The organism is Amycolatopsis sp. NPDC004368 (genome assembly GCF_053602515.1).
This window is the reverse complement of record NZ_JBSGDT010000003.1, coordinates 87,120-112,908: the sequence shown is the minus strand read 5'-3', so window position 1 is coordinate 112,908 and position 25,789 is coordinate 87,120. Positions and strand designations below refer to the sequence as shown.

General features: G+C 72.9%; 20 protein-coding genes. 12 read left to right on the top strand and 8 right to left on the bottom strand.

What is annotated here, in order from left to right:
- Positions 1 to 72: 72 nt before the first annotated feature.
- Positions 73 to 546, top strand: a complete 474-nt coding sequence (locus ACWEOE_RS06485; protein ID WP_452004811.1) for a MarR family winged helix-turn-helix transcriptional regulator — start codon at positions 73 to 75, stop codon at positions 544 to 546.
- Between the two features lies 1 nt (position 547).
- Here ACWEOE_RS06485 and ACWEOE_RS06480 read toward each other — a convergent pair whose 3' ends face one another.
- Together ACWEOE_RS06480 and ACWEOE_RS06475 are read right to left on the bottom strand one after the other, a co-directional pair.
- Entirely contained in the window at positions 548 to 1,666 is a 1,119-nt protein-coding gene (locus ACWEOE_RS06480; protein WP_452004810.1) for a winged helix DNA-binding domain-containing protein, read from the bottom strand.
- 11 nt (positions 1,667 to 1,677) lie between these two features.
- Complete coding sequence (locus tag ACWEOE_RS06475) at positions 1,678 to 2,085, bottom strand: DUF3224 domain-containing protein (protein ID WP_452004808.1); 408 nt, start codon at positions 2,083 to 2,085, stop codon at positions 1,678 to 1,680.
- Between the two features lie 62 nt (positions 2,086 to 2,147).
- Between ACWEOE_RS06475 and ACWEOE_RS06470 the strand changes: the two genes are divergently transcribed.
- From ACWEOE_RS06470 to ACWEOE_RS06460, 3 genes are read left to right on the top strand one after another with little or no spacing between them, the layout of a single operon-like run.
- A complete protein-coding gene (locus tag ACWEOE_RS06470; RefSeq protein WP_452004806.1) occupies positions 2,148 to 3,125 on the top strand; it encodes a helix-turn-helix transcriptional regulator in 978 nt (325 codons plus the stop codon).
- Entirely contained in the window at positions 3,118 to 3,912 is a 795-nt protein-coding gene (locus ACWEOE_RS06465; RefSeq protein WP_452004804.1) for a uroporphyrinogen-III synthase, read from the top strand. The genes ACWEOE_RS06470 and ACWEOE_RS06465 overlap by 8 nt, the downstream gene beginning before the upstream one ends.
- A complete protein-coding gene (locus ACWEOE_RS06460) occupies positions 3,912 to 4,415 on the top strand; it encodes a DinB family protein (RefSeq protein WP_452004803.1) in 504 nt (167 codons plus the stop codon). Before ACWEOE_RS06465 ends, ACWEOE_RS06460 begins: the two co-directional genes overlap by 1 nt.
- 11 nt (positions 4,416 to 4,426) lie before the next feature.
- On the opposite strand, the gene ACWEOE_RS06455 is transcribed toward ACWEOE_RS06460, so the two are convergent.
- Together ACWEOE_RS06455 and ACWEOE_RS06450 are read right to left on the bottom strand one after the other, a co-directional pair.
- Complete coding sequence (locus ACWEOE_RS06455) at positions 4,427 to 5,248, bottom strand: siderophore-interacting protein (RefSeq protein WP_452004801.1); 822 nt, start codon at positions 5,246 to 5,248, stop codon at positions 4,427 to 4,429.
- 14 nt (positions 5,249 to 5,262) lie between these two features.
- Complete coding sequence (locus ACWEOE_RS06450) at positions 5,263 to 5,604, bottom strand: MGMT family protein (protein WP_452004798.1); 342 nt, start codon at positions 5,602 to 5,604, stop codon at positions 5,263 to 5,265.
- A 139-nt stretch (positions 5,605 to 5,743) separates the two neighbouring features.
- On the opposite strand from ACWEOE_RS06450, the gene ACWEOE_RS06445 reads away from it, so the two are divergent.
- Together ACWEOE_RS06445 and ACWEOE_RS06440 are read left to right on the top strand one after the other, a co-directional pair.
- Positions 5,744 to 8,917, top strand: coding sequence for an ATP-dependent helicase (locus tag ACWEOE_RS06445; protein ID WP_452005646.1), 3,174 nt, complete (start codon positions 5,744 to 5,746; stop codon positions 8,915 to 8,917).
- A complete protein-coding gene (locus tag ACWEOE_RS06440; protein ID WP_452004796.1) occupies positions 8,914 to 12,327 on the top strand; it encodes an ATP-dependent helicase in 3,414 nt (1,137 codons plus the stop codon). Before ACWEOE_RS06445 ends, ACWEOE_RS06440 begins: the two co-directional genes overlap by 4 nt.
- A 17-nt stretch (positions 12,328 to 12,344) precedes the next feature.
- On the opposite strand, the gene ACWEOE_RS06435 is transcribed toward ACWEOE_RS06440, so the two are convergent.
- Entirely contained in the window at positions 12,345 to 12,728 is a 384-nt protein-coding gene (locus ACWEOE_RS06435) for a DoxX family protein (protein WP_452004793.1), read from the bottom strand.
- A gap of 106 nt (positions 12,729 to 12,834) precedes the next feature.
- Here ACWEOE_RS06435 and ACWEOE_RS06430 point away from each other — a divergent pair, with 106 nt between their 5' ends.
- Both ACWEOE_RS06430 and ACWEOE_RS06425 read left to right on the top strand, forming a co-directional pair.
- Positions 12,835 to 13,917 carry a potassium channel family protein gene (locus ACWEOE_RS06430; RefSeq protein ID WP_452004790.1) on the top strand — a complete coding sequence of 361 codons (1,083 nt, stop codon included), beginning with the start codon at positions 12,835 to 12,837 and terminating at the stop codon, positions 13,915 to 13,917.
- 140 nt (positions 13,918 to 14,057) lie between these two features.
- A complete protein-coding gene (locus tag ACWEOE_RS06425; RefSeq protein WP_452005644.1) occupies positions 14,058 to 14,477 on the top strand; it encodes a hypothetical protein in 420 nt (139 codons plus the stop codon).
- Here the strand turns inward: ACWEOE_RS06425 and ACWEOE_RS06420 are convergent.
- From ACWEOE_RS06420 to ACWEOE_RS06410, 3 genes are all read right to left on the bottom strand, one after another.
- Positions 14,443 to 17,268 carry an AfsR/SARP family transcriptional regulator gene (locus ACWEOE_RS06420; protein WP_452004788.1) on the bottom strand — a complete coding sequence of 942 codons (2,826 nt, stop codon included), beginning with the start codon at positions 17,266 to 17,268 and terminating at the stop codon, positions 14,443 to 14,445. The genes ACWEOE_RS06425 and ACWEOE_RS06420 overlap by 35 nt on opposite strands.
- A gap of 135 nt (positions 17,269 to 17,403) precedes the next feature.
- Positions 17,404 to 20,112, bottom strand: a complete 2,709-nt coding sequence (locus tag ACWEOE_RS06415) for a BTAD domain-containing putative transcriptional regulator (RefSeq protein ID WP_452004786.1) — start codon at positions 20,110 to 20,112, stop codon at positions 17,404 to 17,406.
- 216 nt (positions 20,113 to 20,328) lie between these two features.
- Complete coding sequence (locus ACWEOE_RS06410) at positions 20,329 to 21,330, bottom strand: neutral zinc metallopeptidase (RefSeq protein ID WP_452004784.1); 1,002 nt, start codon at positions 21,328 to 21,330, stop codon at positions 20,329 to 20,331.
- Positions 21,331 to 21,739: 409 nt separating this feature from the next.
- On the opposite strand from ACWEOE_RS06410, the gene ACWEOE_RS06405 reads away from it, so the two are divergent.
- From ACWEOE_RS06405 to ACWEOE_RS06390, 4 genes are read left to right on the top strand one after another with little or no spacing between them, the layout of a single operon-like run.
- Positions 21,740 to 23,041, top strand: a complete 1,302-nt coding sequence (locus ACWEOE_RS06405; RefSeq protein ID WP_452004781.1) for a hypothetical protein — start codon at positions 21,740 to 21,742, stop codon at positions 23,039 to 23,041.
- Positions 23,035 to 23,670, top strand: a complete 636-nt coding sequence (locus tag ACWEOE_RS06400) for a DUF4129 domain-containing protein (protein WP_452004780.1) — start codon at positions 23,035 to 23,037, stop codon at positions 23,668 to 23,670. Before ACWEOE_RS06405 ends, ACWEOE_RS06400 begins: the two co-directional genes overlap by 7 nt.
- Positions 23,667 to 24,806: a DUF4350 domain-containing protein gene (locus ACWEOE_RS06395; protein WP_452004778.1), complete on the top strand. Its 1,140-nt coding sequence runs from the start codon at positions 23,667 to 23,669 to the stop codon at positions 24,804 to 24,806. Before ACWEOE_RS06400 ends, ACWEOE_RS06395 begins: the two co-directional genes overlap by 4 nt.
- Positions 24,803 to 25,786, top strand: a complete 984-nt coding sequence (locus tag ACWEOE_RS06390) for an AAA family ATPase (RefSeq protein WP_452004775.1) — start codon at positions 24,803 to 24,805, stop codon at positions 25,784 to 25,786. Before ACWEOE_RS06395 ends, ACWEOE_RS06390 begins: the two co-directional genes overlap by 4 nt.
- Positions 25,787 to 25,789 lie beyond the last annotated feature (3 nt).

Here is a 25,789-nt window from a genome sequence, read left to right as displayed (position 1 = left end):
GCCGCGATGAGCCCTCGCTCGACGCTGCCCATGCGGCAACTATATAACTAACTTAGGTATGCAAGAGGTGTGATGGCTGACACAGAAGGCGGCCTGGACCCGATGACGGTGCTGCCGCGCATGATGCAGCTGAGTACCGCCCTCAACCGCAGCCACCTCGCCGAGCGCGCGATGGAGCAGGCGGGCCTGGCTCTCGACCGGCCCGCGCTGAGCGTGATCATCACGCTGCAGATGGCCGGCAAGCCCCTGCGGGTCGGCGAGATCGCCACGCGCATGCAGGTCGTCGGCCCGCACGTGACCCGCCACCTGCACACGCTGGAGAAGGGCGGTCTCGTGCAGCGGGTCACCGACCCCGACGACCAGCGGGCCCGCCTCGTCGAGCTGACGCCGGAGGGCGAGGCCGCGGCCGGTCGCTACCTGCAGACGGTCATGAGCTGGTTCACCGAGGCGGTGGCCGAGTGGTCGATCGAGGACCAGCGGACGTTCGGCACGTTGCTGAACCGCTTCGTCGACGACCTGACCGCTCGGCTGTCCGAAGTGGACTGACTCAAGCCCAGGCGACGGAGAAGTCCGCGTAGCCACGAGCTTTCGCCACTCGGGCCGCTTCCTCTTCGACACCGTCCCGATCGGCGGCGCGCAGCGGGTCGAACGCCGTCACCGTGACGGCCAGGCGCTTGCCCGAACCACGTGTGCGCCACACGCCCATCAGCTCGCCGTCGACCAGCAAGGCGCCCGGGCTGCCCAGAATCTTCCACACTTCCTTCGCGCGGGCCTTGTCCGGCACGAGCACGGCCTTGTCCCGCGCCTGCGTGAACGGATCCAGCGGCGGCAGCAACCGAACCACCGACGGCGAAGGCGGGTTCTCCAGTGCCGAAACCTCCGACTCCGGCAGAAAGGCCCGCCGGCCCTCCACGCTGACCTCCGCCAAGTCCTCGGGCCACGCCGGCGCGAGAGCCGTCTTCGCCGTGCCGACGAAACCCGCCGCGTCGCCTTGGGTCGCCGGGCCGTTGAAGGTCAGGTAGCCGCGCACCACGCGTGACACGGCGGCCGGGTCCGGAGTGGTGCGCAGCCGGCCGCGGCCCTCCAGCGGGGCCAGCGTGGCCGGGGACTGGTCGGCTTCCAGGCGCACGCCGCCGTGCAGGGTCGCCAGGCGCATGAGCTGCTCCTGGATGTGCGTGGCGTTGCACGGCCGACACCAGCGCGAATACGCCTCGGGCAGCTCACGCGTGACGGCGGCGCTCACCGCGCCCTTCGTCATCGGTTGCTTCACGACCTTGCGGATGGCCCGCGCGGCGGTGAACAGCACCTCCGACGCCGGCACCCCCGTGGCGCCGATTTCCTTTTTCTGCCACAGCATCCGGGCCAGCGCGTCGGCGTCGTCGAGAGGAATCAGCGACGTCGTGAGCTCTCGCAGGTCCGCGCGGCGGTGGAAGTGCGGGGCACCGCGGTGCGACCACACGAGGACCACGCGCGAATCGTCCACCAGCGTCGTCGGCGTGACCTCGGCCGATGAGCGCGCGGCCAGGGCGAGCAGGGCGGTGTCGCGCATGCTGTCCTGCAGGCCGAGGTCGAACAGCGGCGAGGCCACCGGGTCCTTGATCTTCCGGTGCAGCCCGTGCCGCTCGACCCGGTACGCCAGCACCTGCTTGCGTGACACCTGGAGCACGGCGGCCTCCTTCAGCTCAGCGAGTGGTCGAAGGTGTACGACACCCTGTTGGACGCTGATTCGCCGATCGTGCCCTTCACCGTGCCCGAGCCGGTCAGGCCGGTGAGCTCGCCGGTCGCCGAACCGGGCACCACGTCGAACTTCGACCAGATGCCCTTCGGGTCGAACCCGCCTTCGTGGCGGACCACGAACGTGCCGCGGCGCCCGGCCACGGTGGCGTCGAAGCGCTCGAAGCTCGGCGAAGTGGTGCCGCCGCCGTCGTAACCTTCGCCCGCGTAGTACAGCAGGTAATCGCAGATCGACTCACCTTCGATCACGCCGGTGTACGCCATCGTGGCGTGCGCGTAGGCCACACGCGGCCCGCCTTCCTCGCCGCTCGCGAGGTGTTCGTCCCAGTTCTTCATGCTGAACGTGTTCATGTCGACCACTCAACCGCCCATACCTGTCAGCTAGTGTCAGGTTTTGGGCGCATACTCGGAAGATGCGTGCGTCCCGGCTGCTCACCGTGCTGCTCCTGCTGCAGAACCGCGGCCGGATGACGGCCGAGGAGCTGGCGGCGGAGCTGGAGGTCTCCGTGCGCACGGTGTACCGCGACATCGACGCGCTGTCGGCCTCCGGCGTGCCGGTGTACGCCGACCGCGGCCGCACCGGCGGCTACCAGCTTGTCGACGGTTACCGCACGCGGCTGACCGGGCTCACCGAAGAGGAAGCGCAGTCGTTGTCGCTGGCCGGGCTGCCCGTGGCCGCGGCGGAACTCGGGCTCGGCACGGTGCTGGCGGCGGCGCAGCTGAAGCTCTACGCCGCGCTGCCGAAGGAGCTGCGCAGCCGTGCCGGCCGCGTGGCCGAGCGGTTCTACCTCGACGTGCCCGGCTGGCACCGCGGCATCGAAAGCCTGCCGGTGCTCGCGGAGGTCGCCGAGGCCGTGTGGTCGGCCCACCGCGTGCGGATCCGCTACGAACGCTGGGGACAGCGTGAGGTCGAACGGGAGCTGGAGCCGCTCGGCCTGATCCTCAAAGCGGGCAACTGGTACCTCGCCGGCCGGTGCGAGGGGACCGATCGCACGTACCGGATCTCGCGGATCCGCGAGCTGACCAACCTGGGCGAGCGGTTCGAGCGGCCGGCCGACTTCGACCTGCCGCGCTACTGGCAGGAGTGGTCCGAGCAGTTCGAGCAGCGCATGTACCCGCGGCTCGCGACCGTGCGCCTGTCGCCGAGGGCGCAGGCGCTGCTGCCGTTCTACGCGGGCAGCGTCGGGGCGCGGGCGTTGCGCGAAGCTCTTGATGGCGGCGCGGAGCCCGATGCGGAAGGCTGGCTCACGATGCCGCTGCCGGTGGAGCCGGCGGAACCCGCGATCGGTGAGCTGCTGCGGTTCGGGCCGCACCTGGAGGTGCTCGAACCGGCGGACCTGCGGGCGCAGCTCGCGGAGGCGATCAGGGAGATGGGGGCGACGTATGGGTGAGCTCGACGGGGTGCGGATCGGCGTGACGGCCGAGCGCCGCGCCGACGACCTCATCTCCGCCCTGCTGCGCTACGGCGCGCAGGTGCGGCACGCACCGACGATCACGATCGTCCCGCTCGCCGAGGACCCGGAGCTGAGGCGCGCCACCGCAGCCGTGCTCGCCGCGCCCGTCGCCTTCACCGCCGTGACGACCGGCGCCGGCTTCCGCGGCTGGCTCGCCGCCGCCGACGGCTGGGGGCTGAAGGACGACCTGCTCGCCGCGGTCGGGTCGTCGCGGTTGTTCGCGCGCGGGCCGAAAGCCGTCGGCGCGGTGCGCGGGGCGGGGCTGCGTGAGGAGTACTCGGCGCCGAACGAAAGCAACGCCGAACTGTTCTCCGCCTTGGTTTCCGCGGGGGTGGCGAACGCGCGGGTCGCCGTTCAGCTGCACGGCGCGCCACTTCCGGAGTTCACCGGGCAGCTGGTCGGCGCCGAGGTCGTCGCGGTGCAGCCCTACCGCTGGCACTCACCCGAGGACACCGGCCCGGTCACCGCTCTCGCGCAGGACATCGTCGCGGGAGACGTCGACGCCCTCGTGTTCACGAGCGCCCCGGCCGCCACGAACTTCCTGACTCTGACCGCCGACACCGGTGCCCTCGACGTGGTCCGCTCGGGCCGGATCAAGACGTTCTGCGTGGGCCCGGTGACGGCGGCTCCGTTGGAAGCGCAGGGGATTCCGACGGTCCAGCCGGACCGGCAACGACTCGGTGCTCTGGTGAAGCTGGTGGTCTCGACACTGGGGAGGGCTTGATGGGTGAGTTCAGGGGTTCGTTCGGGGTGCCGCTGGAGGACGAGCGCACGCAGCTGGAGACGTTCATCGACGAGTACCGCGTGGGCATCGAGCGGACGCTCGACGGCCTCACCGAGGAGCAGGTGCGCCGGCGGCTCGTGCCTTCGGCGACGACGCTGCTCGGGCTGCTCAAACACGTCACGTGGATGCAGCGCGTGTGGTTCCAGGAGTGCGTCGGCGGCACGTCCCGCGCTCAGCTCGGGCTCGTGCGGAGCCCGGACGAGTCGTTTCAGCTGTCCGACAGCGACCCGGTCGACACCATCGCGTCCGTCACGGCGGCCTACCGGGACGCCTGCGCCACGGCCCGGGCGGCGGTCGCGGGCCTGGCGCTGGATGCCGTCGTGACCGGTCACCGGTCCGGGCCGCGCACGGTCCGCTGGGTGTACCTGCAGGTGCTGCGGGAACTGGCTCACCACTGCGGCCACGCGGACATCCTGCGCGAGCAGATCCTGGCCGGGGACTAGGAAGCCACAGCTCAGGAAACTGCCGCCACACGCTCGCGCCCGACCGCTTCCTCGCTGAGGCCATGGCGCCAGTAGCCGGTGAAGCAGACGGTGTCCTTGTCGAAGCCGCGCTCGCGCACGAGGTGGCGGCGGATGTGCTTCACCACGCCCGCCTCACCCGAAACCCAGGCGTACGGCGCACCGCCGGGCAGGCTCGCGGCGCGCACGGCGTCGAGCAGGGCTTCGCCGTGGGGCCGGGCGCCGCGCACGACCCAGTGCAGCTCGACGGCGCCGGCGGTGTCGAACGTCTGGCGTTCGGCGCGGTCCGGGATCTCGACGTAGATCGAGGCTCGCGCCGAGCTGGGCAGGTTCTCCACGATCGCGCCGATGGCGGGCAGCGCCGTCTCGTCGCCGATCAGCAGCTGCCACTCGGCGCTCTCCGGCACCTCGTACAGGCTGTGCGGACCCACGAACGCGACGCGGTCGCCCGCCGCGGCCCGCGCGGCCCACTCCGAGGCCGGGCCCAGGTTGTCGTCGTGCAGCACGAAGTCGATGTCCACCTCGCCGAGCTCTGGCCGGAACGCGCGCACGGTGTAGGTGCGCATCGGCGGCCGGACGCCGTCGGGCATCGCGAGGTAGGTCTTGTACCAGGACATGACGTCGCCGCCTGAGGGTACGGGCGGCAGCTGCGGCTCGTCCTGCCCGTCGAGGGGGAAGAACACCTTCAGGTAGGCGTCGGGGCCGAATCCTTCGGTCGCCGCGAGGGTGGCGCAGTCGAACGTGACCCTGGCCATGTGCGGGGTGACCCGCCGGACCGCGGTGACCCGGCCGCGGTGCGCAGTCAGCAATGCCATTAGGTAAACCTAACCTAAATGTCAGGGATCCCCAAGAGGCCTTCGGGTGCGTCCTCGTCCGGCAGCCCATCCGGACGCCAGCGGTACTCACGCAGGTTCACTTTCTGCCCATCGGCGAGCACGCCTTCCGCGCGCAGGCGCGCGAGCTGCTCGTGGGCCAGGTGCGGCGCCGGGGTTCCGTCGGCACGCAGGATCCGTTGCCACGGCAGGTCGTGCCCGTCCTCCGCGAGCACGCGCCCGACCAGCCTCGGTGACGGTGCGCCGCTGAGGGTCGCGATGTCACCGTAGGTCGCCACTGAGCCCGCGGGCACGTCGTTGATGACGGCCCGGATCCGCTCGTGCAGTTCGTCGTCCACCCGTGCACTGTGCCGCACCCCACCGACAGTTTCGACCGCCGGTGGGCCAACCGCGTGCCGGTGCGCCACCCGTGCGTGGCGGCGTGCTTCCATCACTGGTGTGAACGGGCGGAGAACGGCACAGGGACAGGCGCGGCTCGTGCGCCCGCCCCAGCCCGGCTCACCCACGTTCACCTGGGACGAAGGCGCGCGCCGGCTGCTGGCCGCGCCCCAGGGGTTCCTCCGCGTGCTCGGCGGCCCCGGCACGGGCAAGACGACCTTGCTCGCCACCGCGGCCGCGCGCCGGATCGCCGACGGCGCCGACCCGGAAAGTGTGCTCGTGCTCACCGCGTCGCGGCGCGCGGCCGACGCGCTGCGGGCCGACATCACGCGCCGGCTCACCGCCGATCCGGAGCAGTCTTCGCCGTTGCCGCGCACGGTGAGTGAGCCTCTCGTGCGCACGGTGCACTCGTACGCGTTCTCGCTGCTGCGCCTGGAAGCGCGCGCGGAAGAGCTGCCCGCGCCGCGGTTGCTGGCCGGTGCCGAGCAGGACGTGGTGGTGCGGGAGCTGCTGCAGGGCGACCTGGAGATCGGCGCGCCCGACTGGCCCGCGCAGCTGCGGCCGGCGTTGCTGGTGCCGGGCTTCGCCGAGGAGCTGCGCGACCTGCTGATGCGCGCGGCCGAGCGCGGGCTCGGGCCCGAGGACCTCCTGGAGCTGGGCCACCGCAAGGACCGCGAGGAGTGGGTGGCGGCCGGGCACTTCTGGGCGCAGTACGAGGAAGTCACCCAGCTGCAGGGCGCGGGCGGCAACGCGCTCGGCGTGCGCAGCGCACCGGCCCTCGACGCGGCCGAGCTGGTCACTTCGGCGCTGCTCGCCCTGGAGGACGACGAGGAGCTGCGCGACCGGGAGCGCGGCCGCGTGCGGCACCTGTTCGTCGACGACGCCCACCACCTCGACCCGTTGCAGATCCAGCTGATCCGCCAGATCGGCACCACAGCGGCCGAGTTCGTGCTGGCCGGAGACCCCGACCAGTCCGTGTTCTCCTTCCGCGGCGCCGATCCGCGGCTGTTCGCCGACGCCGACGTCGAGGGCGATCGCACGGTCTCGCTCACCACGTCGCACCGGCTCGCCCCGGCCGTGCGCGAGGCCGTGACGAGGCTGGGTGCGACGCTGCCGGGTGCCTCCCAGCACCGGAAGCTCCTTTCGCCCCCGGGAAAACGCGGCGGCAAGGTCCGCGTGCGCCTGATGCCGACACCCGCGGCCGAAGCGAGCTGGATCGCCGACCAGCTGCGGCGTGCGCACCTCGTCGACGGCGTGCCGTGGTCGGAGATGGCGGTGCTCGTGCGCTCGCCCGCGCGGGCCTTCCTGGTGCTGCAACGCGCGTTGCGGGCCGCCGGGGTGCCGATCGGCAGTGCCACCCAGGAACTGCCGCTGGCCAAGCACTCCGCCGTGCGGCCGCTGCTGGCGGTGCTGCGGATCGCGGCCGAGCCGGAGCTGCTCGACGTCGACCTCGCGGAGATGCTGCTGTCCTCGTCACTCGGTGGCGCCGACCCGCTCGCGTTGCGCCGCGTGCGCCGCGGGTTGCGCCGCCTCGAACTCGCCGGCGGTGGCCAGCGCGCCAGCGACGAGCTGCTCGTGGAAGCACTGCGCGGCGGCGACATCCTGGCCGGGCTCGCCGACGCCGAGGCGACGCCGGTGCGCCGCGTCGGCAAGCTGCTGAGCGTCACGCACCAGGCCGTCGCGCGTGGTGTAGGCGTGGAGCAGGTTCTGTGGGAGCTGTGGGAGGCCAGCGGGCTGCAGGAACGGCTGCTGCGCTTCGTCGACCGCGGTGGCTCGCTCGGCGCGCAGGCCGACCGCGACCTCGACGCCGTGGTCGCGTTGTTCGACGCCGCCGGCCGGTACGTCGACCGGCTGCCGCGCGCGAGCGTGGCGTCGTTCGCCGACTACCTGTCGTCGCAGAACATCGCCGGCGACACGCTCGCGCCCGCCGCGATCCCGGGTGAGGGCGTGTCGCTGCTGACCGCGCACGCGGCCGCGGGTCGCGAGTGGACGGTCGTCGCCGTGGCCGGGGTGCAGGAGGGCGCGTGGCCGGACCTGCGGCTGCGGGGCTCGCTGCTCGGCGTCGAGCGGCTCGTGGACCTGCTGTCCGGCGTGGAGGACGGCGACAAGGTCTCCGCCATCGCCCCGATCCTCGCCGAGGAACGGCGGCTGTTCTACGTCGCCGCCTCCCGTGCGCGCCGGACATTGCTGGTCACGGCCGTCGCCGGCGAGGACGAGCAGCCCTCGCGCTTCCTCGACGACCTGGAGGAGAACGGCGCCGACGACGGCGCGCTCGACTCCCGCATGAAGCCGCCGGGCCGGTCGCTCGTGCTGGCCGAGCTCGTCGGCGAGCTGCGCGAGGTCGTGTGCGACGACAAGGCCGATCCGCCACGGCGCGACCGCGCGGCGAAGCAGCTCGCGCGCCTGGCCGACGCCGGCGTGCCCGGCGCGCACCCCAGCACCTGGTACGGGCTGCTGCCGTCTTCGACCGACGAACCGGTGCACAAACCCGGTGACCTCATGCGGATCTCACCGTCCACAGTGGAAATTCTGGTCAAGTGCCCGCTGCGCTGGCTCGTCGAACGCCACGGCGGCAGCGATCCCGCGCAGCTTGCCGCCGTGACCGGAACGCTGGTCCACGGTCTCGCCCAGGCCGTGGCGGGCGGACGCACCGACGACCAGATCCAGGCCGCGCTCGACGAAGCCTGGGTGCGCGTGGACGCCGGCGCGCCGTGGTTCTCGCGGCGCGAGCGCAGCCGGGTGGAGCAGATGCTGCGCAACTTCGTGACGTGGCTCGAAGGCAGCCGCAAGGAGCTGATCGAGGCCGGGGTCGAGCAGGACATCGAGGTGGAGCTGCCGATGGGCGACGACGAGGTGCGCGTGATGCTGCGCGGCCGCGTCGACCGGGTCGAGCTCGACAAGGACGGCCGCCCGGTGATCGTGGACATCAAGACCGGCAAGGTGCCCGTTTCCGGCGCCGACGCCGAACAGCACCCGCAGCTCGCCGCGTACCAGCTCGCCGTGCTGCTCGGCGCGATCGAGGGCAAGAGCACGCCGGGTGGCGCACGGCTGGTGTACGTGGCGAAGTCGAACAACAAGACCGGCGCGACCCAGCGCGACCAGCCGCCGCTCGACGAGGACGGCGGCCGGCAGTGGCTCGACCTCGTGCGGTCCGCGGCGGCGTCGGCGGCCGGGCCCGGCTACCAGGCCCACGAGAACCCCGACTGCGACCGCTGCCCGGCGCGCGGCTGCTGCCCGCTGCGCCCCGAGGGCAGGCAGGTGACCGGCCCGTGAGCTTCCGGCTCATCGCCAACCCGGTCGAGCCCGCGGAGATCGCCGACGCGCTCGGCTTGCACCGGCCGACGCCCGAACAGGCGACCGTGATCTCCTCGCCCGTCGAGCCGTCGCTGGTCGTCGCGGGCGCCGGCGCGGGCAAGACCGAGACGATGGCCGCACGCGTGGTGTGGCTGGTGGCCAACGGGATCGTGAGCCCCGAACGCGTGCTGGGGCTGACGTTCACACGCAAGGCCGCACGCCAGCTCGGCGAGCGCGTGCGGGCCCGGCTGCGCCGCCTGGCCGGGTCGGGGCTGCTCGAGAAGCTCGACCCGTCGGGTGCGTTGCGCGCCACCGTCGTCGCGGGAGAGCCGACCGTGCTGACGTATCACGCGTACGCCGGGCGGCTGCTGTCCGAACACGGCCTGCGGCTGCCGGTGCAGCCGGGCGTGCGACTGCTGTCGGAGACCTCGTCGTGGCAGCTCGCGCACCGCGTGGTGTCCACTTGGGACGACGATCTCGACACCGACCGCGTGCCCTCGTCGGTCACGGCGCAGCTGCTCGCGCTGGCCGGGGAGCTCGGCGAGCACCTCGTGTCCACCGAGCGGCTCGCGGAGTACACGTCGTGGCTGTGCGAGGTGATCGAGAACGCCCCGCGCGCCAAGGGCCAGCGGGCGGCGTTGCCCCAGAAGCTGCAGGAAGTGCTTGCGGCGCAACGGTTCCGGCTCGCGCTGCTGCCGCTCGTCGAGGCCTACCACCGGCGCAAGCGGGCCGAGGGCGCGCTCGACTTCGCCGACCAGATGTCGCTCGCGGCGCAGCTGGCGGATCACTACCCGGCCGTGGTCACGGGGGAGCGCGAGCGCTACGGAGCCGTGCTGCTCGACGAGTACCAGGACACCGGCCACGCCCAGCGGGTGCTGCTGCGGTCGTTGTTCGGCACGGGTGACCACGCGCCGATGCCCGTCACGGCCGTGGGCGACCCGGCGCAGGCCATCTACGGCTGGCGCGGTGCTTCGGCGGCCAACCTGCCGCGCTTCACCACCGACTTCCCGCGCCGCGTCGGCGGCGAGCTCGCGCCGGCGCACGAGTTCGGCCTGCTCACGAGCTTCCGCAACCCGCCGGAGATCCTGGACCTGGCCAACGCCGTGGCCGAGCCGCTGCGCGCCCGCGGCCTCGGCGTGGAACCGCTGCGGGCACGCGAGGGCGCCGGACCGGCCGACATCGCGGTGGCGCTGCTGCCCGACGTGCGCGCCGAACGCGAGTGGGTGGCCGACGCGTTGGCACGTCGCTGGCTCGCCGAAAACGAGGAGACCGGCAAACCGCCGACGGCCGCCGTGCTGGTGCGAAGGCGCGCGGACATGGCGCCGATCGCGGCCGAGCTGCGGATGCGCGGGCTGCCGGTGGAGGTCGTCGGCCTCGGCGGCCTGCTCGACGAACCCGAGGTCGCCGACCTCGTGAGCACGCTGCGGGTGCTGGCCGACCCGCTCGCCGGCAGTGCCGCTGCCCGCCTGCTCACGGGCGCGCGCTGGCGGCTCGCGGCCGCGGACCTGGCCGCGCTGTGGCGGCGGGCCGGGGAGCTCTCGTCACCCGTGCCGCAGACCGAGTCCGAGGACGAACCGGTGCTCGTCACCGAACGCGCCGAGCAGGCGGGCCTCATCGACGCCGTCGACGAGCCCGGCAGACCGGAGCGCTACTCCGAGGAAGGCTACCGGCGCATCCGCCGCATCGGCGCCGAGCTGGCCGCGCTGCGCCGCCGCCTCGACCAGTCGCTGCCTGAGCTGGTGGCCGACGTCGAACGCACGATGCTGCTCGACGTCGAGTCCCTGGCCCGCCCCGGTTCGGCCGGGCGCGCGCACCTCGACGCGTTCGCCGACGTGGTGACCGACTACGCCGAGACGGCGCCGACCGCTACTCTGCTGTCCTTTGTGGACTACCTCAACACCGCCGCCCACGCCGAGGACGGCCTCACCCCGGGTGAGGTCGAGGTGGTGCCCGATCGCGTGCAGGTGCTCACCGTGCACTCGGCGAAGGGGCTCGAGTGGGAGGTCGTGGCCGTGCCGCACCTCGTGGCCGAGGTGTTCCCGAGCAAGCGCCGGTCCTCGTCGTGGCTGCGCACCACGACGTCGTTGCCCGCGGTGCTGCGCGGCGACTCGGCCGACCTGCCCGAGCTGCGCGTGTCGGCGGGGTTCGACCGCAAGGAGGTGCAGGAAGCCCTCGAACTGCACGAGGAGGGCTTCGCCGAGCGGGAGGCCGACGAGGAGCGCCGGCTCTGCTACGTGGCGCTCACGCGGTCGGAGCGCACGTTGATCGTGTCCGGGCACTGGTGGAACGAGAGCAGCACCCGGGCGAAAGGCCCGTCGGCGTTCCTCACCGAGATCGCCGACGTGCTGCGTGAAGCCGACCCGCCGATCGGCGTGCTCGACGCGTGGGCCGACGAACCCGCCGAGGACGACGAGAACCCGCTGGTCGCCGACTCGCGCAAGGCGAGCTGGCCCGTCGACCCGCTCGGCGACCGGCGCACAGGGGTCTCCACGGGCGTCGAGATGGTGTTCGCGGCCATGGCGGCGCTGCCCGAAGCGCCGGAACCGCAACCGGCACGGCTCGAGCCCGAGCAGCCGGAACTGTTCAGCGTCGGCACGGACGACGAGGTGCCGCTGCCACCCGAACCCGACGAGTTCGACGAAGAACCGTACGACGTCGACGAGATCCCCGAGGACGACTGGGAAACCGACGAGGATGAGGTTGACCCGGAGGACCCGGACGGCTGGGCCGCCGACACCGACGTGCTGCTCGCCGAACGCGCTCGCGCCCAGTCCACAGTGGACCGGGTGGTGCTGCCCGCGCAGCTGTCGGTGAGCCAGCTCGTGGAGCTCGCCGCCGACGCCGAGGCGCTCGCCCGCAAGCTTCGCCGTCCGCTTCCCTTGCCGCCCAACACTTTCGTGCGTCGCGGCACCGCGTTCCACACCTGGCTCGAACAGCGGTTCTCGGGGGAGGGCCTGCTGGACATCGACGACCTGCCCGGCGCCGCCGACCTCGGCGAGGCCCCGGACTCCGATTTCGAGGCGCTGCAGGAAGCCTTCGAACGCAGCGAGTGGGCCGAGCGCGTGCCGCTGGCCGTGGAGGTGCCGTTCTCGGCCGACGTCGAAGGCGTCACCGTGCGGGGCCGGATGGACGCGGTGTACGCCGACCCGGACGGCGGCTGGACCGTGGTGGACTGGAAAACCGGGTCCGTCCCCTCGGCCGAGCGGCTGCCCGCACTGGCCGTGCAGCTCGGCGCGTACCGGCTGGCCTGGGCGGCGCTCAAGAACGTGCCGGTGGACCGCGTCCGTGCCGCGTTCCACTACGTGCGCCACGGACACACGCTCCGCCCCGCGGATCTCCTCGACGCGGAGGGCCTTCGCGACCTGCTGCGCAGCGTCCCTCGGGAGTGAGCACTCAAGCTGATCGGTCAGGCGTTGTCACGCACCGCCAGCGCCCACTTCACCAGCGGCCACTGGGCCGTCAAGCGGAACCACGCCGCCGCGCGCGCCTGCACGGGCTTCCTGGTCCGTTCGAAGTCCAGCGCCATCTTCACGTTGCCGGGGAACACCGCGACGAACAGCAGCGCCGCCGCGAGCCCGCCGAGGCGCCGGGTCTTCGGCAGCGCGATGGTCGCGGCCACACCCAGTTCGGCGGCACCGGAGGCGTAGGTCCACGTGCGACGCGAACCGGGCAGCTCCTCCGGCACGAGCGCGTCGTACTGCTTCGGACGCAGGAAGTGCATGGCGCCGGCGGAGGCGAGGAAGCCGGCCAGCCAGTACGCGGGCCGCTGCGGCGGCCTCGAGTCGGTCATGCGTCCAGCCTGCCACAACGTGATCAGCTCGACGGGTGTGCGGGCGATGACCTTCGGCTATCCTCCCCGCTGTGAGTGACGCCGAACACCCGCGGGGAGCCGGTGCATGAAAGCCCTGAAACGGCTGCCCCTGAACGTCCGGCTCAACGACCGCCCCGACCACGAGCTCGTCGGCGTGATCCGCATGCCGGAGTTCACGTCGAGCCCGATGCGCGCGATCGTCAAGCGGATCGTCGGCGCCCTGCTCGCGCTGCTGGCCGCGGTGCTGATCGTGTACGCCGACCGCGGCGGCTACCGCGACGTGAACGGTGACGGGGTCTCGTTCCTCGACTCGATCTACTACGCCACCGTCTCGCTCTCCACGACCGGCTACGGCGACATCGCCCCGGCTTCGGCGTCGGCGCGGCTGGTGAACATCCTCGTCATCACGCCGTTGCGCGTGCTCTTCCTCATCGTCCTCGTCGGGACCACGCTGGAGGTGCTCACGGAGCGCTCCCGGCAGGCATTCAAGATCCAGAAGTGGAGGACGAAGGTGCGCGACCACACCGTCGTCGTCGGGTTCGGCACGAAGGGCCGCTCGGCCGTCAACGCGCTGCTCGGCGACGAGGAGGTGCAGCCGAGCCGCATCGTCGTGGTGGACACCGACCAGCAGGCGCTGGAGGCGGCGAGCGCGATGGGCCTGGTGACCGTGCACGGCTCGGCGACCAGGGGCGACGTGCTGCGCGTGGCGGGGGTGCAGCACGCGAAGGCCGTGGTCGTCGCCCCGAACCGCGACGACACCGCGGTGCTGGTCACGCTCACCGCGCGTGAGCTCGCCCCGAAGTCGCACATCGTGGCGTCGGTGCGCGAGGCCGAGAACGTGCACCTGCTCAAGCAGTCAGGGGCGAACCAGGTCGTGGTCTCCAGCGAGACGGCCGGGCGCCTGCTGGGCATGGCGACCTCGACCCCGCTCGTGGTCGACATGGTCGAGGACCTCATCACCCCCGAGTCGGGACTCGCGATCGCCGAGCGCGCCGTGGAGACGGCGGAGGAGGGCGGCTCGCCGCGGCACCTGTCGGACATCGTGCTGGGCGTGGTCCGCGACGGCGTGCTCTTCCGCGTCGACGCCCCGCAGGCCGACGCCCTCGAACCCGGCGACCGGCTGCTCTACGTCAAAAAGGTGACCTCCGTCGACAAGGTCGAGTCCTGAGCCCTCGGTGACCACCGATCGGCGCACGGTGACGAGGTGGCGCCCGGACCTCACTGGGTTTTGCCCCGCGGATCTGGAACCATGGCCAAGTGCAGCTCTCCGACCTCACGAGCAAGACCTCAGTCCAGAGGTGGCTGCAGGTGGGCATCCCGGCCGTGGCCGGCGGGCTCGTGGTGGTGCTGGCGTGGCTCGCCGGGCCGGGCCTGTTCGGCATCGCCGGCGCCGAAGCCGGCGCGCCCGTGCAGGCCGAGGTGACCAAACCGGCCGCGTGCTCGGCGGGGAACCCCACCGAGTCGGTCACGTTCAGCCTCGGCGGCAAACCGCGTGAAGGCACCCTCAACGGCTGCGGTCACGCCCAGGGCGAACGCGTCGAGGTCGGTGTGCCGGTGGACGCGCCGGACGCCGGGCCGATCACCGTCAGCGCGGCCGACGCGTCGGCGGGCTCGCAGGACGCGCGCGGGCCGATCGCGCTCGTGCTGCTGGTCTTCGCGTGCTTCGCCGGGGGGATGTACGCGTTCCTCGTGATCAGGGGCCCGGGAAAGCTCGCGCTCCTGCACTGAGTTCGCCGAGCTGCCCGCGGGCACCGTAGGCGTCGGGCACGTCGTGTTCCTCGATGAGATCCAGCGCCTCCCGCAGGACGCTCCTTGCCTGCTTTTCGTCACCGGCGTCCGTGTACACGCTGGCGAGGTGATCGAGCAGCTGCAGCGCCCAGCGCCAGCCTTGCGCGGCACGGAGCTGATCGATCGAGGCGCGCCAGATCTCCGTGGCTCCGGTCAGGTCGCCCGCCGCCAGCCGGGCTTGGGCGATCGCCCCCATCGCGGTGCGCAGCGCGGCTTCTTCGCCGGCAGCTCTGCAGCGCTCGGCCGCCTGCTCCGCCACCGCCATCGCCTCGTCGAGGAGGCCGAACTTGGCGAGGGGGTACGCGAGCCCGGCCATCGCGATCATCTCGGCCTGGGTGTTGCCGGCGGCCCGGTGCAGGTCCATCCCTCGCCGGAAGTGGTCGATGGCTTCGTCGTAGCGGTCCGGGCCGCCGATGTCCCCCAGGATCTGCCCGATGTTGATGTGCAGGTACGCGCGCTCGGCGTCGTCGGAGTGCAGGTCCATCGAGCGGGCCAGCTCGCGGAGGCTGTCCTCGTAGCGCTGCAGGGTGTAGTAGGCGAGACCGAGGCTGCGGTGCAGCGGCGCGATCAGCGGGTCGTTGCGGTCGACGGTGCCCAGTGCCAGCTTGATGCCCGACTCCCACTCCTCGCCGCGCACGAACTGCTCGTAGGGCATGGCCAGTGACAGCGCCAGCGGCGCCGTCTCCGCCCGCAGCGCGGGGGTCGCGGCCAGCCTCCGGACCAGCAGGGTCAAGGTGGGCAGCTCGGCCTCGTACCACCCCACGGCCTCTTCGTAGCCGCCGATCCGGGTCACGGTCACGCCGGGCTCCGGCACGGGTGCGGCGTCGGGCGGCCGCACCGGCTTCAACAGCGTGGTGGCTTCGTGGGCGACGCACCGGTAGTGGTTGACCAGCCGCCGCAGCGCCGCCGCCTGCTCCTCGGGTGGGTCCGTGGCCTCCATCAGCTCCAGGGAGTAGGCGCGGACCAGGTCGTGTGCGGTGAAGCGGTCGGGCCGGTGCTCGGTGAGGTACCGCATGCGGGTCAGCTCTTCCAGCAGCGTCCGGGCCCGTGCCGACGGCACGCCGGCGAGGCTCGCCGCGGCTTCGGCGGAGATGTCGGTGCCGTGGTGCACCGCCAGCAGCCGGAACAGCCGGGCCGCCTCGGCGCTGAGGATCCGGTACGACCAGGAGAAGACCGTGCGGACGTCGCCGACGTCGTCGGTGCGGAAGGCCGCCAGCGTGCCGCGGGCTTCGCGCAGCTTCGCGGCGAGGACGCTCAGGGTGAGCTGCGGGTGGGTGCGCACGCGGGCGGCCACGATCGCCAGCGCGAGCGGCAGGCGTCCGCACAGCCGGATGATCTCGTCGACCGCTTCGGGCTCGGCCGCGACGCGTTCCTCGCCGAGCCGGCGGGCGAGGGCACGGCGGGCTTCCTCGTCGGTGAGGGTGTCGAGCGTGAGCACCTCGGCGCCGTCGGACACGACCAGCGAGGCGAGGCTGTTGCGGCTGGTCACGATCACGCCGCAGCCGGGTTCGCCGGGCAGCAGCGGCCGCACCTGCCCGGCGTCGCGCACGTTGTCCAGCACCACGAGCATCCGGCGGCCGGCGAGCAGGCTGCGGTACAGACCACTGCGGGCGTTGAGCCCGGCGGGCACCGTGCCCGGTGCGAGGACCTCGAGGAAGCCCCGCAACGCCTCCGCCGGGTCCACCACATCGCCGCCGGGGTCGAAGCCGCGCATGTCCACGTACAGCTGACCGTCGGGGAACAACGCAGCGAGCCGGTGGCCCACGCGCACGGCAAGGGAGGTCTTGCCCACGCCCGCGAGCCCGTCGATCACGACCAGCGGCCTGGTGCCGCCCGCCTGTTCCAGCGCCCGCGACAACCGGGCCAGCTCGGCGTCGCGGCCGGTGAACGCCGCCAGGCCCGGCGGCAGCTGCGCGGGCCGCACGGGCAACACCGCCGGCGTGTCGGGTTTCGGCGCCGGCGCCGGCTCCGCGAGCAGCTCCCGGTGGACGCGGGCCAGCTCCGGTCCCGGTTCCACCCCCAGCTCGTCGACCAGGCGGCCGCGGATGGCGCGGTACCCGTCGAGCGCCAGCGCTCTGCGTCCGAGCGTCGCATACGCGCGCAGCAGGCGCGCGTGCACGCCTTCGTCGAACGGGTCCAGCGCGGCCACGCGCTCCAGGTGCGGCACCAGGGGCTGGGGTGACTGCCCGGTCTCCGCCGCGAGGTCGGCGGCCTGCATCACCACCGTGGCGACCTCGCGGTCGATCGCGGCCAGCAGCGCGGTGACGCGCGCCGGCGCGGGCGTCCCGCCGCCGGCGACCCCGCGGTACAGGTCCAGTGCCTTGACGAACCAGGCCATCGCCTCGCCCGACTCCTCGACCTGCCGGGCCTGCCTGGCGAACGCGCGGAAGTCGGCGAGATCCGACGTGGCGGCCCCGGAACTCACCGCGTACCCGCCCGAACCGCGCAGGAGCCACGAACCCTGCGTCCGCGGGGTGAGGCCGGGCTCCACCAGCCGGCGCAACGCACCGACGTAACGCTGGATCACGTTGCCGGCAGTGGCGGGCGGGTCGTCGTCCCACAGCAGGTCGATCAGGTCGCCGAGCCCGATCGGGGCGCCGTCGCGGGCGAGCAGGACCGTGAGCAGCACGCGCTGCCCGGGCGGGCCCAAGGGGAGCTCGCGATCGCCGGAGAAGCCACGCAGGTGGCCGAGCAGCTCGAACCGGGGCCGAGGTGAACCGGGCGTGCTCAACCGGCTCCCGCCTCTCGCAGTGCCGTACCCTGACACGGCAACGATACCGTTGTCGGGGAACCCCGAGGTGCGGTCGCCGTGCGCGGCCCGGTCGACCAGAGACGAGGGCGCCGCCGCACCGAGCCGGCCGGCGACTCAGCCCGGCGTGCCGCGCAGCTGCTCGCGGACGCCGTAGGTGTCAGGGAGACCGTGCTCCTCGATGAGCTGCAGCGCCTCGCGCCGGAATCGAGTCGCTTGCTCGTGGTCACCTTCCTCCGTGAGCACCCCGGCGACGTGGTCGAGGGTCTGCAGAGCCCAGCCCCAGTTGCGGGACGCGCGCAGGCGGTCGATCGAGCCGCGCCAGATGTCAGTGGCCGCGGCCAGGTCGCCCGCGGCGCGGCGGGCCTCGCCGATCGCCCCCAACGCGGTGTGCAGCCCGACTTCGTCCCCGGCCGCTTCGCACAGTTCGGCCGCGCGCCGCGCGAGCGCCACCGCTTCGTCGAGCCGGCCGATCCTGGTGAGGCTGTAGGGGAGCCCGGACATCGCGTGCATCTCGCCGTTGTCGTTGCCGACGGCCCGGTGCAGCTCCATTCCGCGCCGAAAATGCTCAACGGCTTCCTCGTACCGGTGGATGTCCGCGAGAACCTGGCCGTAGTTGACCTCCACGTAGGCGCGCTCGGCGTCGTCCGTCAGCAGATCCATCGTGTGGCCCAGCTCGCGCAGGGCGTCTTCGTGGCGTTTCAACGTGTAGTAGGCACCCGACAGGCTGCGGCGCAGTTGCGCGGCCAGCGCGTTGTCGTCGGTCACGGTTTCCAGCGCCAGTTCGGTGGCCGCCGCCCACTCGTCGGCGCGCGCGGTCGTCTGATAGGCGGTCAGCAGCGAGAGCACCAGCGGACCAGCCTCGGCGCGCAGCTCGGGGGTCGCGGTGAGCTGCCGGACGAGCAGGGTCATCACCGGCAGCTCGGCTTCGAACCAGCTGATGGCGTCCTGGTACCCACCGAGCTCGGTCACTGTCACGCCCGCCCCCGCTGCCGGCACGTGGTCGGTGTCCACCCGCGCCGGTACGAGGAGCACGTCGGCTTCGTGCGCGACGCACCGGTAGTGGTTGACCAGCCGGCGCACCGCGGCCGCTCGCTCGTCCGGCGAGTCCGTGGTTTCCAACAGCTCCAGGGAGTACGCGCGGATCAAGTCGTGTGCGGTGAAGCGGCCGATGCGGTGCTCGGTGAGGTAGCGGATACGCGTGAGCTCCTCGAGCAGGTTGCGGGCCGGCGGCAGCGGTACCCCCGCGAGGCTCGCCGCCGCCTCGGCGGAGATGTCGGTGCCGTGGTGCAGAGCGAGCAGCCGGAACAGCCGCGCGGCCGCTTCGCTGAGAACCCGGTAGGACCAGGAAAAGACGGTGCGGACGTCGCCGACGTCGTCGGTACGGAACCCCGTCAGCGTGCCCCGGGTTTCGCGCAGTGTCGTGGCCAGAGCGGTCAGGGTGAGCTGGGGGCGGGTGCGGACACGGGCGGCCACGATCGCCAGCGCGAGCGGCAGGCGCCCGGACAGCCGGATGATCTCGGCGACGGCCTCGGGTTCCGCGGCGACGCGTTCTTCGCCGAGCCGGCGGGCGAGGGCGCGATGGGCTTCGCCTGAGCTGAGGGTGTCGAGGGTGAGCACTTCGGCGCCTTCGGACACGACGAGCGACGTCAGGCTGTTGCGACTGGTCACGATCACCGCGCAGCCGGGCGAGCCGGGCAGCAGCGGCCGCACTTGCTCGGCGTCTCGGACGTTGTCCAGCACCACGAGCATCCGGCGGCCGGCGAGCAGGCTCCGGTAGTGGCCGCTGCGGGCGTCGAGCCCGGTGGGCACCAGGCCCGGTGCGAGGACCTCGAGGAAGTCCCGCAATGCGTCGGCCGGCGCCACCACGTCGCCGCCGGGGTCGAAGCCGTGCATGTCGACGTACAGCTGGCCGTCGGGGAACTGCGGCGCCAAGCGGTGGCCCACGCGCACGGCCAGCGACGTCTTGCCGACGCCCGCGAGGCCGTCGATCACCACGATCGGGATGGTCCCCGCAGCCGGCACCAGTGTCCGGGACAACCGGGCCAGCTCGGCGTCGCGGCCGGTGAACGCGGCCAGACCCGGCGGCAGCTGCGCGGGCCGCACGGCCGACGCCGACGGCGTTTCCGCCCTGGGTTCCGGCTCGGCGAGCAGGTCCCGCTGGGCCTGGGCCAGCTCCGGCCCGGGCTCCACGCCCAGCTCGTCGACCAGCCGCGTCCGGATGGCGCGGTACACGTCGAGCGCCGGCGCTCGACGTCCGAGCATCGCCAGCACGCGGATGAGCCGCGCGTGCACGCCTTCGTCGAACGGGTCCAGCGCGGCGACCCGTTCCAGGTGCAGCAGCAGCGGCTGCGGCGACTGCCCGGTCTCGACGGCGAGGTCCACGGCCTGCATCAGCACTGCGGCGACCTCCCGGTCGATCGCGGCCAGGAGCGCGGCGACCGGCGCCGGCGCGTCGACGCCGGCTCCGGCGGTGCCGCGGCACAGGTCCAGTGCCTTGACGAACCAGGCCATCGCCTCGCCCGGCTCCTCGACCTGCCGGGCCTGCCTGGCGAACGCGCGGAACTCGCTGAGATCCGACGAGGCGGCCCCGGGGCGCACCGCGTACCCGCCCGAATCACGGAGCAGCCACGAGCCCTGCGCCCGCGCGGCGAGGCCGGGTTCCACGAGACGGCGCAACGCGCCGACGTAACGCTGGATCACGTTGCCTGCGCTCGAGGGTGGCTCGCCGTCCCACAACAGATCGATCAGACCGGCGAGGCCGACGGCGTTGCCGTCGCGCGCGAGCAGCACCGTGAGCAGCAGCCGCTGCCCGGGCGGCCCCAAGGGGAGCTCGCGGTTCCCGGACCGGCCACGGAGAGGGCCGAGCAGTTCGAACCGGGGTCGGGTCGGACCGGACGAGCTCAACCGGCCCTCGCCTCCTCGGCGGACAACGACGCCCCGGAGGTAGGGCGGGCGTGGTCCGGATGCGTCGGAACTGCTGACGTCGCTTACGTTACCGGGCTCGCGGTGCTGTGGCAGCCGCCGGGAATCGGGTGAGGATCAGCTGACGAGCGACGACGGCGCCGCGAAGGTGTTGCAGTCGGCGATGCGGTTGTTCTTCGCGCCCTGGCGCCACCAGTAGGCGTAGTGGGCGTTGGTGCCGTGGTCGTGGCTGTGGGAGGTGTTGTCGCCGCGGGTTTCCTGGTCGTTCCAGGCCTTGTTGTACATGTCGCGGGTGACCGTGCCGCCCTGGTCCACGTGGGCGCCGAGAAACATGCCCGAGAAGCACTGGGCCTGCAGTTCCTTGCGCCGCGACATCTCGAGGCCCTCGGCGCTGTTCTGCCCGGCCGCGTAGATCTTCTGCCACGCGGCGTCCATGATCCCGGCGACCTCCTGCACGTGGTGGCCGTACTCGTGGGCGAACAACGCCAGGTAGACGCCCGGGTTGTTGCCGTACTGGTCGGTCTGCAGGCCGGCGAAGGGCACGTACAGGTTGTCCTCGCAGTAGTACGCCGCCGTCGCGATGCCGACCTGGATCGTGCCGCAGGCGGTCTCGAAGCTCGGCCCGGTGGGGAAGTGCAGCGCGGGCGGGGTGAACGGCAGGTCGTAGGCCTGGAGGAACGGGCCCCATGCCGCGTCGAGGCACTTGCTGGCCGCGGTGAAGAACGCTTCGGCGCCCGACTGCGTGCTCTGCCAGGTCGGCAGGTCGCAGACGCGGTTCTGCAGCCCGGCGTTCGGATCCTGCAGGATCGGGTGGTCGGCCAGCTTGAGGATCTTCTGCGGTCCGGTGGAGCTCGGCACCGTCGGCTCGCTCGGTGCCGACGAAGCGGTCGACGAAGACCCGTTGTTCGGCGGCAGCTCGAACGCGCTGGTCGGCGCGGGAGCCGGTGGGTTCTGGTAGCCGGTGGCGTTCACGGCCGGGCTCGGCCGGTTCAGCGCGACGATCGCGACGATCCCGAGCACCAGCACCGTGACCGCGCCCAGCGCGATGCCGATGATCGCGCCCGGCGACTTCGTCTTCTGCTGGTGCTGCGGGAAACGGTGCGGCGGGTACTGGCCCATCCACGGGCTCTGCGGCGGCGGTCCCGGCGGGCCCTGCCGCGGCGGCCCCTGCGGCCCGGGTCCCGGCTGTCCCGGCACCGGACCCTGGGTTCCCGGACCCTGTGGCGGACCACCGTGGTGGGGTCCCTGCCTGCCGGGCCCGTGGGCCGGGACCGGCGGCGGTTGAACGGTCCCGCGAGGCGGCACCTGGCCGTAGGGCGGTTGCGTCATCAGGGCGGTCCCGGAGGTCTCGGCACGGGCCGGGCGGCCCCCGGCTTCCGTTCAGCATATCGGGGGAACGGGGGCTGTCTGCAGCACTCGGGCCCTCGTGGTCACCCGACCCGGGTGTCACCCCAGGTCTGGCCCGGTTTGGGAGCCTCTGGAAGAGTGAGTGGCAGCAAGTGACGGGTCGTGAGTACGAGGGGCTTCGATGACAGACACACCCGGCTCGCCTGGGCCCGGCGCGCGCGACGACGACGCGCCCACCCCGAGCCAGGGCTTCCAGCGCCCTCAGCCGGCCGGCCCCGAACCGACCGAGCCCGCCGCAGCCACCGAAGCCGTGACCCCGCCGGCCGCGTCGCCCGAAGGTTCGCAGCCGCAGGATTCGCAGTCCGAGGACTCGCAGCAGGCACCCGGCGGCCAGTGGTCCGCACCCGGCGGCGACGCGTCGCGGCCGACCGAGCCCGGCGCGCAGCCCTCCGGTGGTTGGCAGCAGCCCGGCCCGCAGCAGCCGCCCTCCGGTGGCTGGCGGCAGCCCGGCCCGCAGTACGGGCAGCCGATGCCGCAGTACCCCGGCGGACCGCACGGGCAGCAGGGCTGGGCTCCGCACGGCTTCGGCAAGCCCGGCGTGATCTCGTTGCGCCCGCTCAACGTCGGCGACATCCTCGACGGCGCGATCACCGCCATCCGCCGCTACCCGCTGCTGATCCTCGGCACATCGGCGGTCATCGCGGTGATCGTGGCGGGCCTGACCCTCGCGGTGCAGCTCGTGGTCCAGCCCGACATCAACCGCGTCGCGACGCTCGGCCCGGCCGCCACGCAGCAGGAAGCGCTCGACGCGCTGTACGACCTGCTCGGCAGCACCGCGCTGACCCTGATCCCGACACTCGTGATCACCTTGCTCGGCCGGACGTTCCTCACCGGCTTCCTCACGGTCGTGATGGGCAAGGCCGTGCTCGGCCGCCCGGTCGACTTCCGCACGGCCATGCAGGAGGTCACGCCGAGGCTGTTGCCGTTGCTGGGCCTGACGATCCTGTACGGGCTGGCCACCGCGGTCGCCGCGATCTTCTGCCTGCTGCCGGCCGTGATCCCGTACGTGTTCTGGGCGCTCGCGAGCCCCGCGCTGATCCTGGAGCGCGGCACGATCCGGCAGGCCTTCGGCCGCTCGCGCACGCTCGTGTCGGGCGCGTTCTGGCGCGTGTTCGGCATCCTGCTGCTGGCCGGCGTGATCGGCTGGCTGATCTCGGCGATCATCAGCATCCCGTTCGACCTCGGCTCGGGCGCGTTCTCGGGGCTGTTCGACCCGCAGGCCACCGTACCGGTCCAGACCACCGGCAGCCTGGTGCTGAGCGCCGTGGGCACGGTGATCTCGGCGACGATCGTCGCGCCGTTCACCGCGCTCGTCACCGTGGTCCTCTACATCGACCAGCGGATGCGCCGCGAGGGCATGGACATCGAGCTGGCGCGCGCCGCCGGGCTCAACCCGCCGCCGGCGCCGCGGCAGGCGTGGTGAGATTCCTGCTCACCGACGTCCCGGTCGACATCGACCGGGACCCCGCCCGCCTGCGGGCGGTCCAGGAGCTGACCGACCCGGCGTACGCGGCCGCGCGGCCCGGGCTGCTGCAGCAGGTGGCGCACTGGCTCGGGGAGAAGTTCAGCGAACTGCTGGCGAACCTGTCCGGAGTGCCGGGCGGACCGCTCGGGTTGCTGCTGGTCATCGGGCTCCTGATCGTGCTGATCGTGGTGGTGCGCCTGCGCGTCGGCAAGGTCGCGCGAGCGGCGCAGGCGGCCCGGCACGTCTTTTCGGGCCGGCGCCGCAGCGCGGACGAGTACCGCAAGGCCGCCGAACAGGCCGCGGCACAAGGACAGTTCGCCGACGCCGTGCGGGAACGCTTCCGCGCGATCGTGCGGGGGCTGGAAGAGCGGGCGCTGCTCGACTCGCGTTCCGGGCGCACGGCCGACGAAGCAGCCACCGAAGCGGGGGCGCTGCTGCCGGGCCTCGCCGCCGATCTCGCCGCGGGCGCCCGGGAGTTCGACGACGTGCACTACGGCGGCCGCCCCGGCACCGAGGCCGCGTACCGCGCCCTGACCGACCTCGACGACCGCGTCCGCCGTGCCCGGCCGGTGCTGGTGGGCGCGTGACCGACACCGCGGTATCACCCGATCTCAAGCGCATCTGGCGTGGCGTGCGGGTTCCGCTCGCGCTGCTGCTGCTGATCGTGCTCGTCGCGCTGGCGCTCGTGCTCGGCCGCGGTGACCAGACGAGTGGTGAGCTCGAACCCGGTTCCTACGAGCCGAACGGCAGCCACGCCCTGGCGCACCTGCTGCAGGAAGAGGGCGTGGACGTCCACCCGGTCCACACGATCGCCGAGGCCCTGGAGCAGGCCGACGGCGGCACGCTCGTGGTCACCGCGCCGGACCGGGTGCCGGGCAACGGGCTCGCCGACCTGCGCCGCCGCGTCGCGCACCTCGTGCTGCTGGCGCCGGGGCCGAAGTCGCTGGCGCAGGTGCTGCCCACCGTCCACCCGGCCGGCACCGCCGACGTGGCCACGCTCGACCCCGGCTGCACGGTCGGCGCGGCCGTCGGCGCCGGCCGCGCGACGGTGGGCGGAGCCCGCTTCCGCACCGAAGACCCCGAAGCCCGCCAGTGCTACCGCGACGGTGAAGCCCCGACGTTCGTGCAGGTCGCCGATCGCTCGGGCACCGTCACCGTGCTCGGCACGGGCGCGGCGCTCACCAACGACCGCATCGCCGACGAGGGCAACGCGGCGCTGGGTATGCGGCTGCTGGGCGACCACCAGCGGCTCGTCTGGTACGTGCCGTCGCCGACCGACCCGGCGCTCGCCGGCGGGCAGAAGTCCTTCTACGAGCTCATCCCGCCCGGCTGGCGCTACGGCGCCTACACGGTCGGGATCGCCGTGGTGCTCTTGGCTCTGTGGCGCGCACGGCGGCTCGGGCCGGTGGTGAACGAGCCGCTGCCGATCGTGGTGCGGGCCGCGGAAACGGCCGAGGGCCGCGCACGGCTCTACCGGGCCGGTGGCGCGGCCGGGCACGCGGCTGAGACGTTGCGGGAGGCCGCCCGCGCGCGGCTGCGCACGAGACTCGGCCTGCCGCGCGACGCCGAGGCGGCCGCGGTCGTCGAGACGGTGAGCGCGCGCACGGGCCGCAACCCCGTCGAGGTCGGCGGCGTGCTCTACGGCCCGCCGCCCGACGAAGCCGGGCTGGTCCGGCTGGCGGACGAACTGGACAGCGTGGAACGAGAGGTGGAGCGGTCTTGAGCACGGAACAGACGCAGGCGCCCGGGCAAACGCAGGACGCGCGGGCGGCCCTGATCGCCCTGCGCACCGAGGTCGGCAAGGCCGTGGTGGGCAACGACGCGGCCGTCACCGGGCTCATCCTGGCCCTGCTCTGCCGCGGCCACGTGCTGCTGGAGGGCGTCCCCGGCGTCGCGAAGACGTTGCTGGTGCGGGCTTTGGCGGCGTCTCTGGACCTCACGACCACGCGCGTGCAGTTCACGCCCGACCTCATGCCGGGCGACGTCACGGGTTCGCTCGTGTACGACGCGCACAGCGGCGAGTTCTCCTTCCGCGAGGGCCCGGTGTTCACGAACCTGCTGCTGGCCGACGAGATCAACCGCACGCCGCCGAAAACGCAGTCGTCGCTGCTGGAGGCGATGGAGGAGCGGCAGGTGTCGATCGACGGCAAGCCGCGGCCGCTGCCCGATCCGTTCATGGTGATCGCGACCCAGAACCCCGTCGAGTACGAGGGCACCTACCCGCTGCCGGAGGCGCAGCTGGACCGGTTCCTGCTCAAGCTCACCATGCCGGCGCCCTCGCGCGAGGACGAGATCGGCATCCTCTGGCGCCACGCACAGGGTTTCGACCCGCGTGACCTCGCCGCCGCGGGCATCCGGCCGGTCGCCGGGGCCGAGCAGCTCGCGACCGCGCGCCGGGCCGTGGCCGGCGTGACGGTCGGGCCCGAGGTGATCGGCTACGTCGTGGACCTGTGCCGCGCGACGCGGGAGCTGCCGGCCGTGCGCATCGGCGTTTCCCCGCGTGGGGCAACGGCTTTGCTCGCCGTCACGCGCGCGTGGGCCTGGCTCGCCGGGCGCGACTACGCGACGCCGGACGACGTGAAGGCGCTGGCCCGCCCCGCTCTGCGTCACCGCCTCGACGTGCGGCCGGAGGCCGAGCTCGAGGGCGTGACCGCCGACGGGGTTCTCGACCGGGTGCTGGCCTCCGTGCCGGTACCGCGCTGAGCG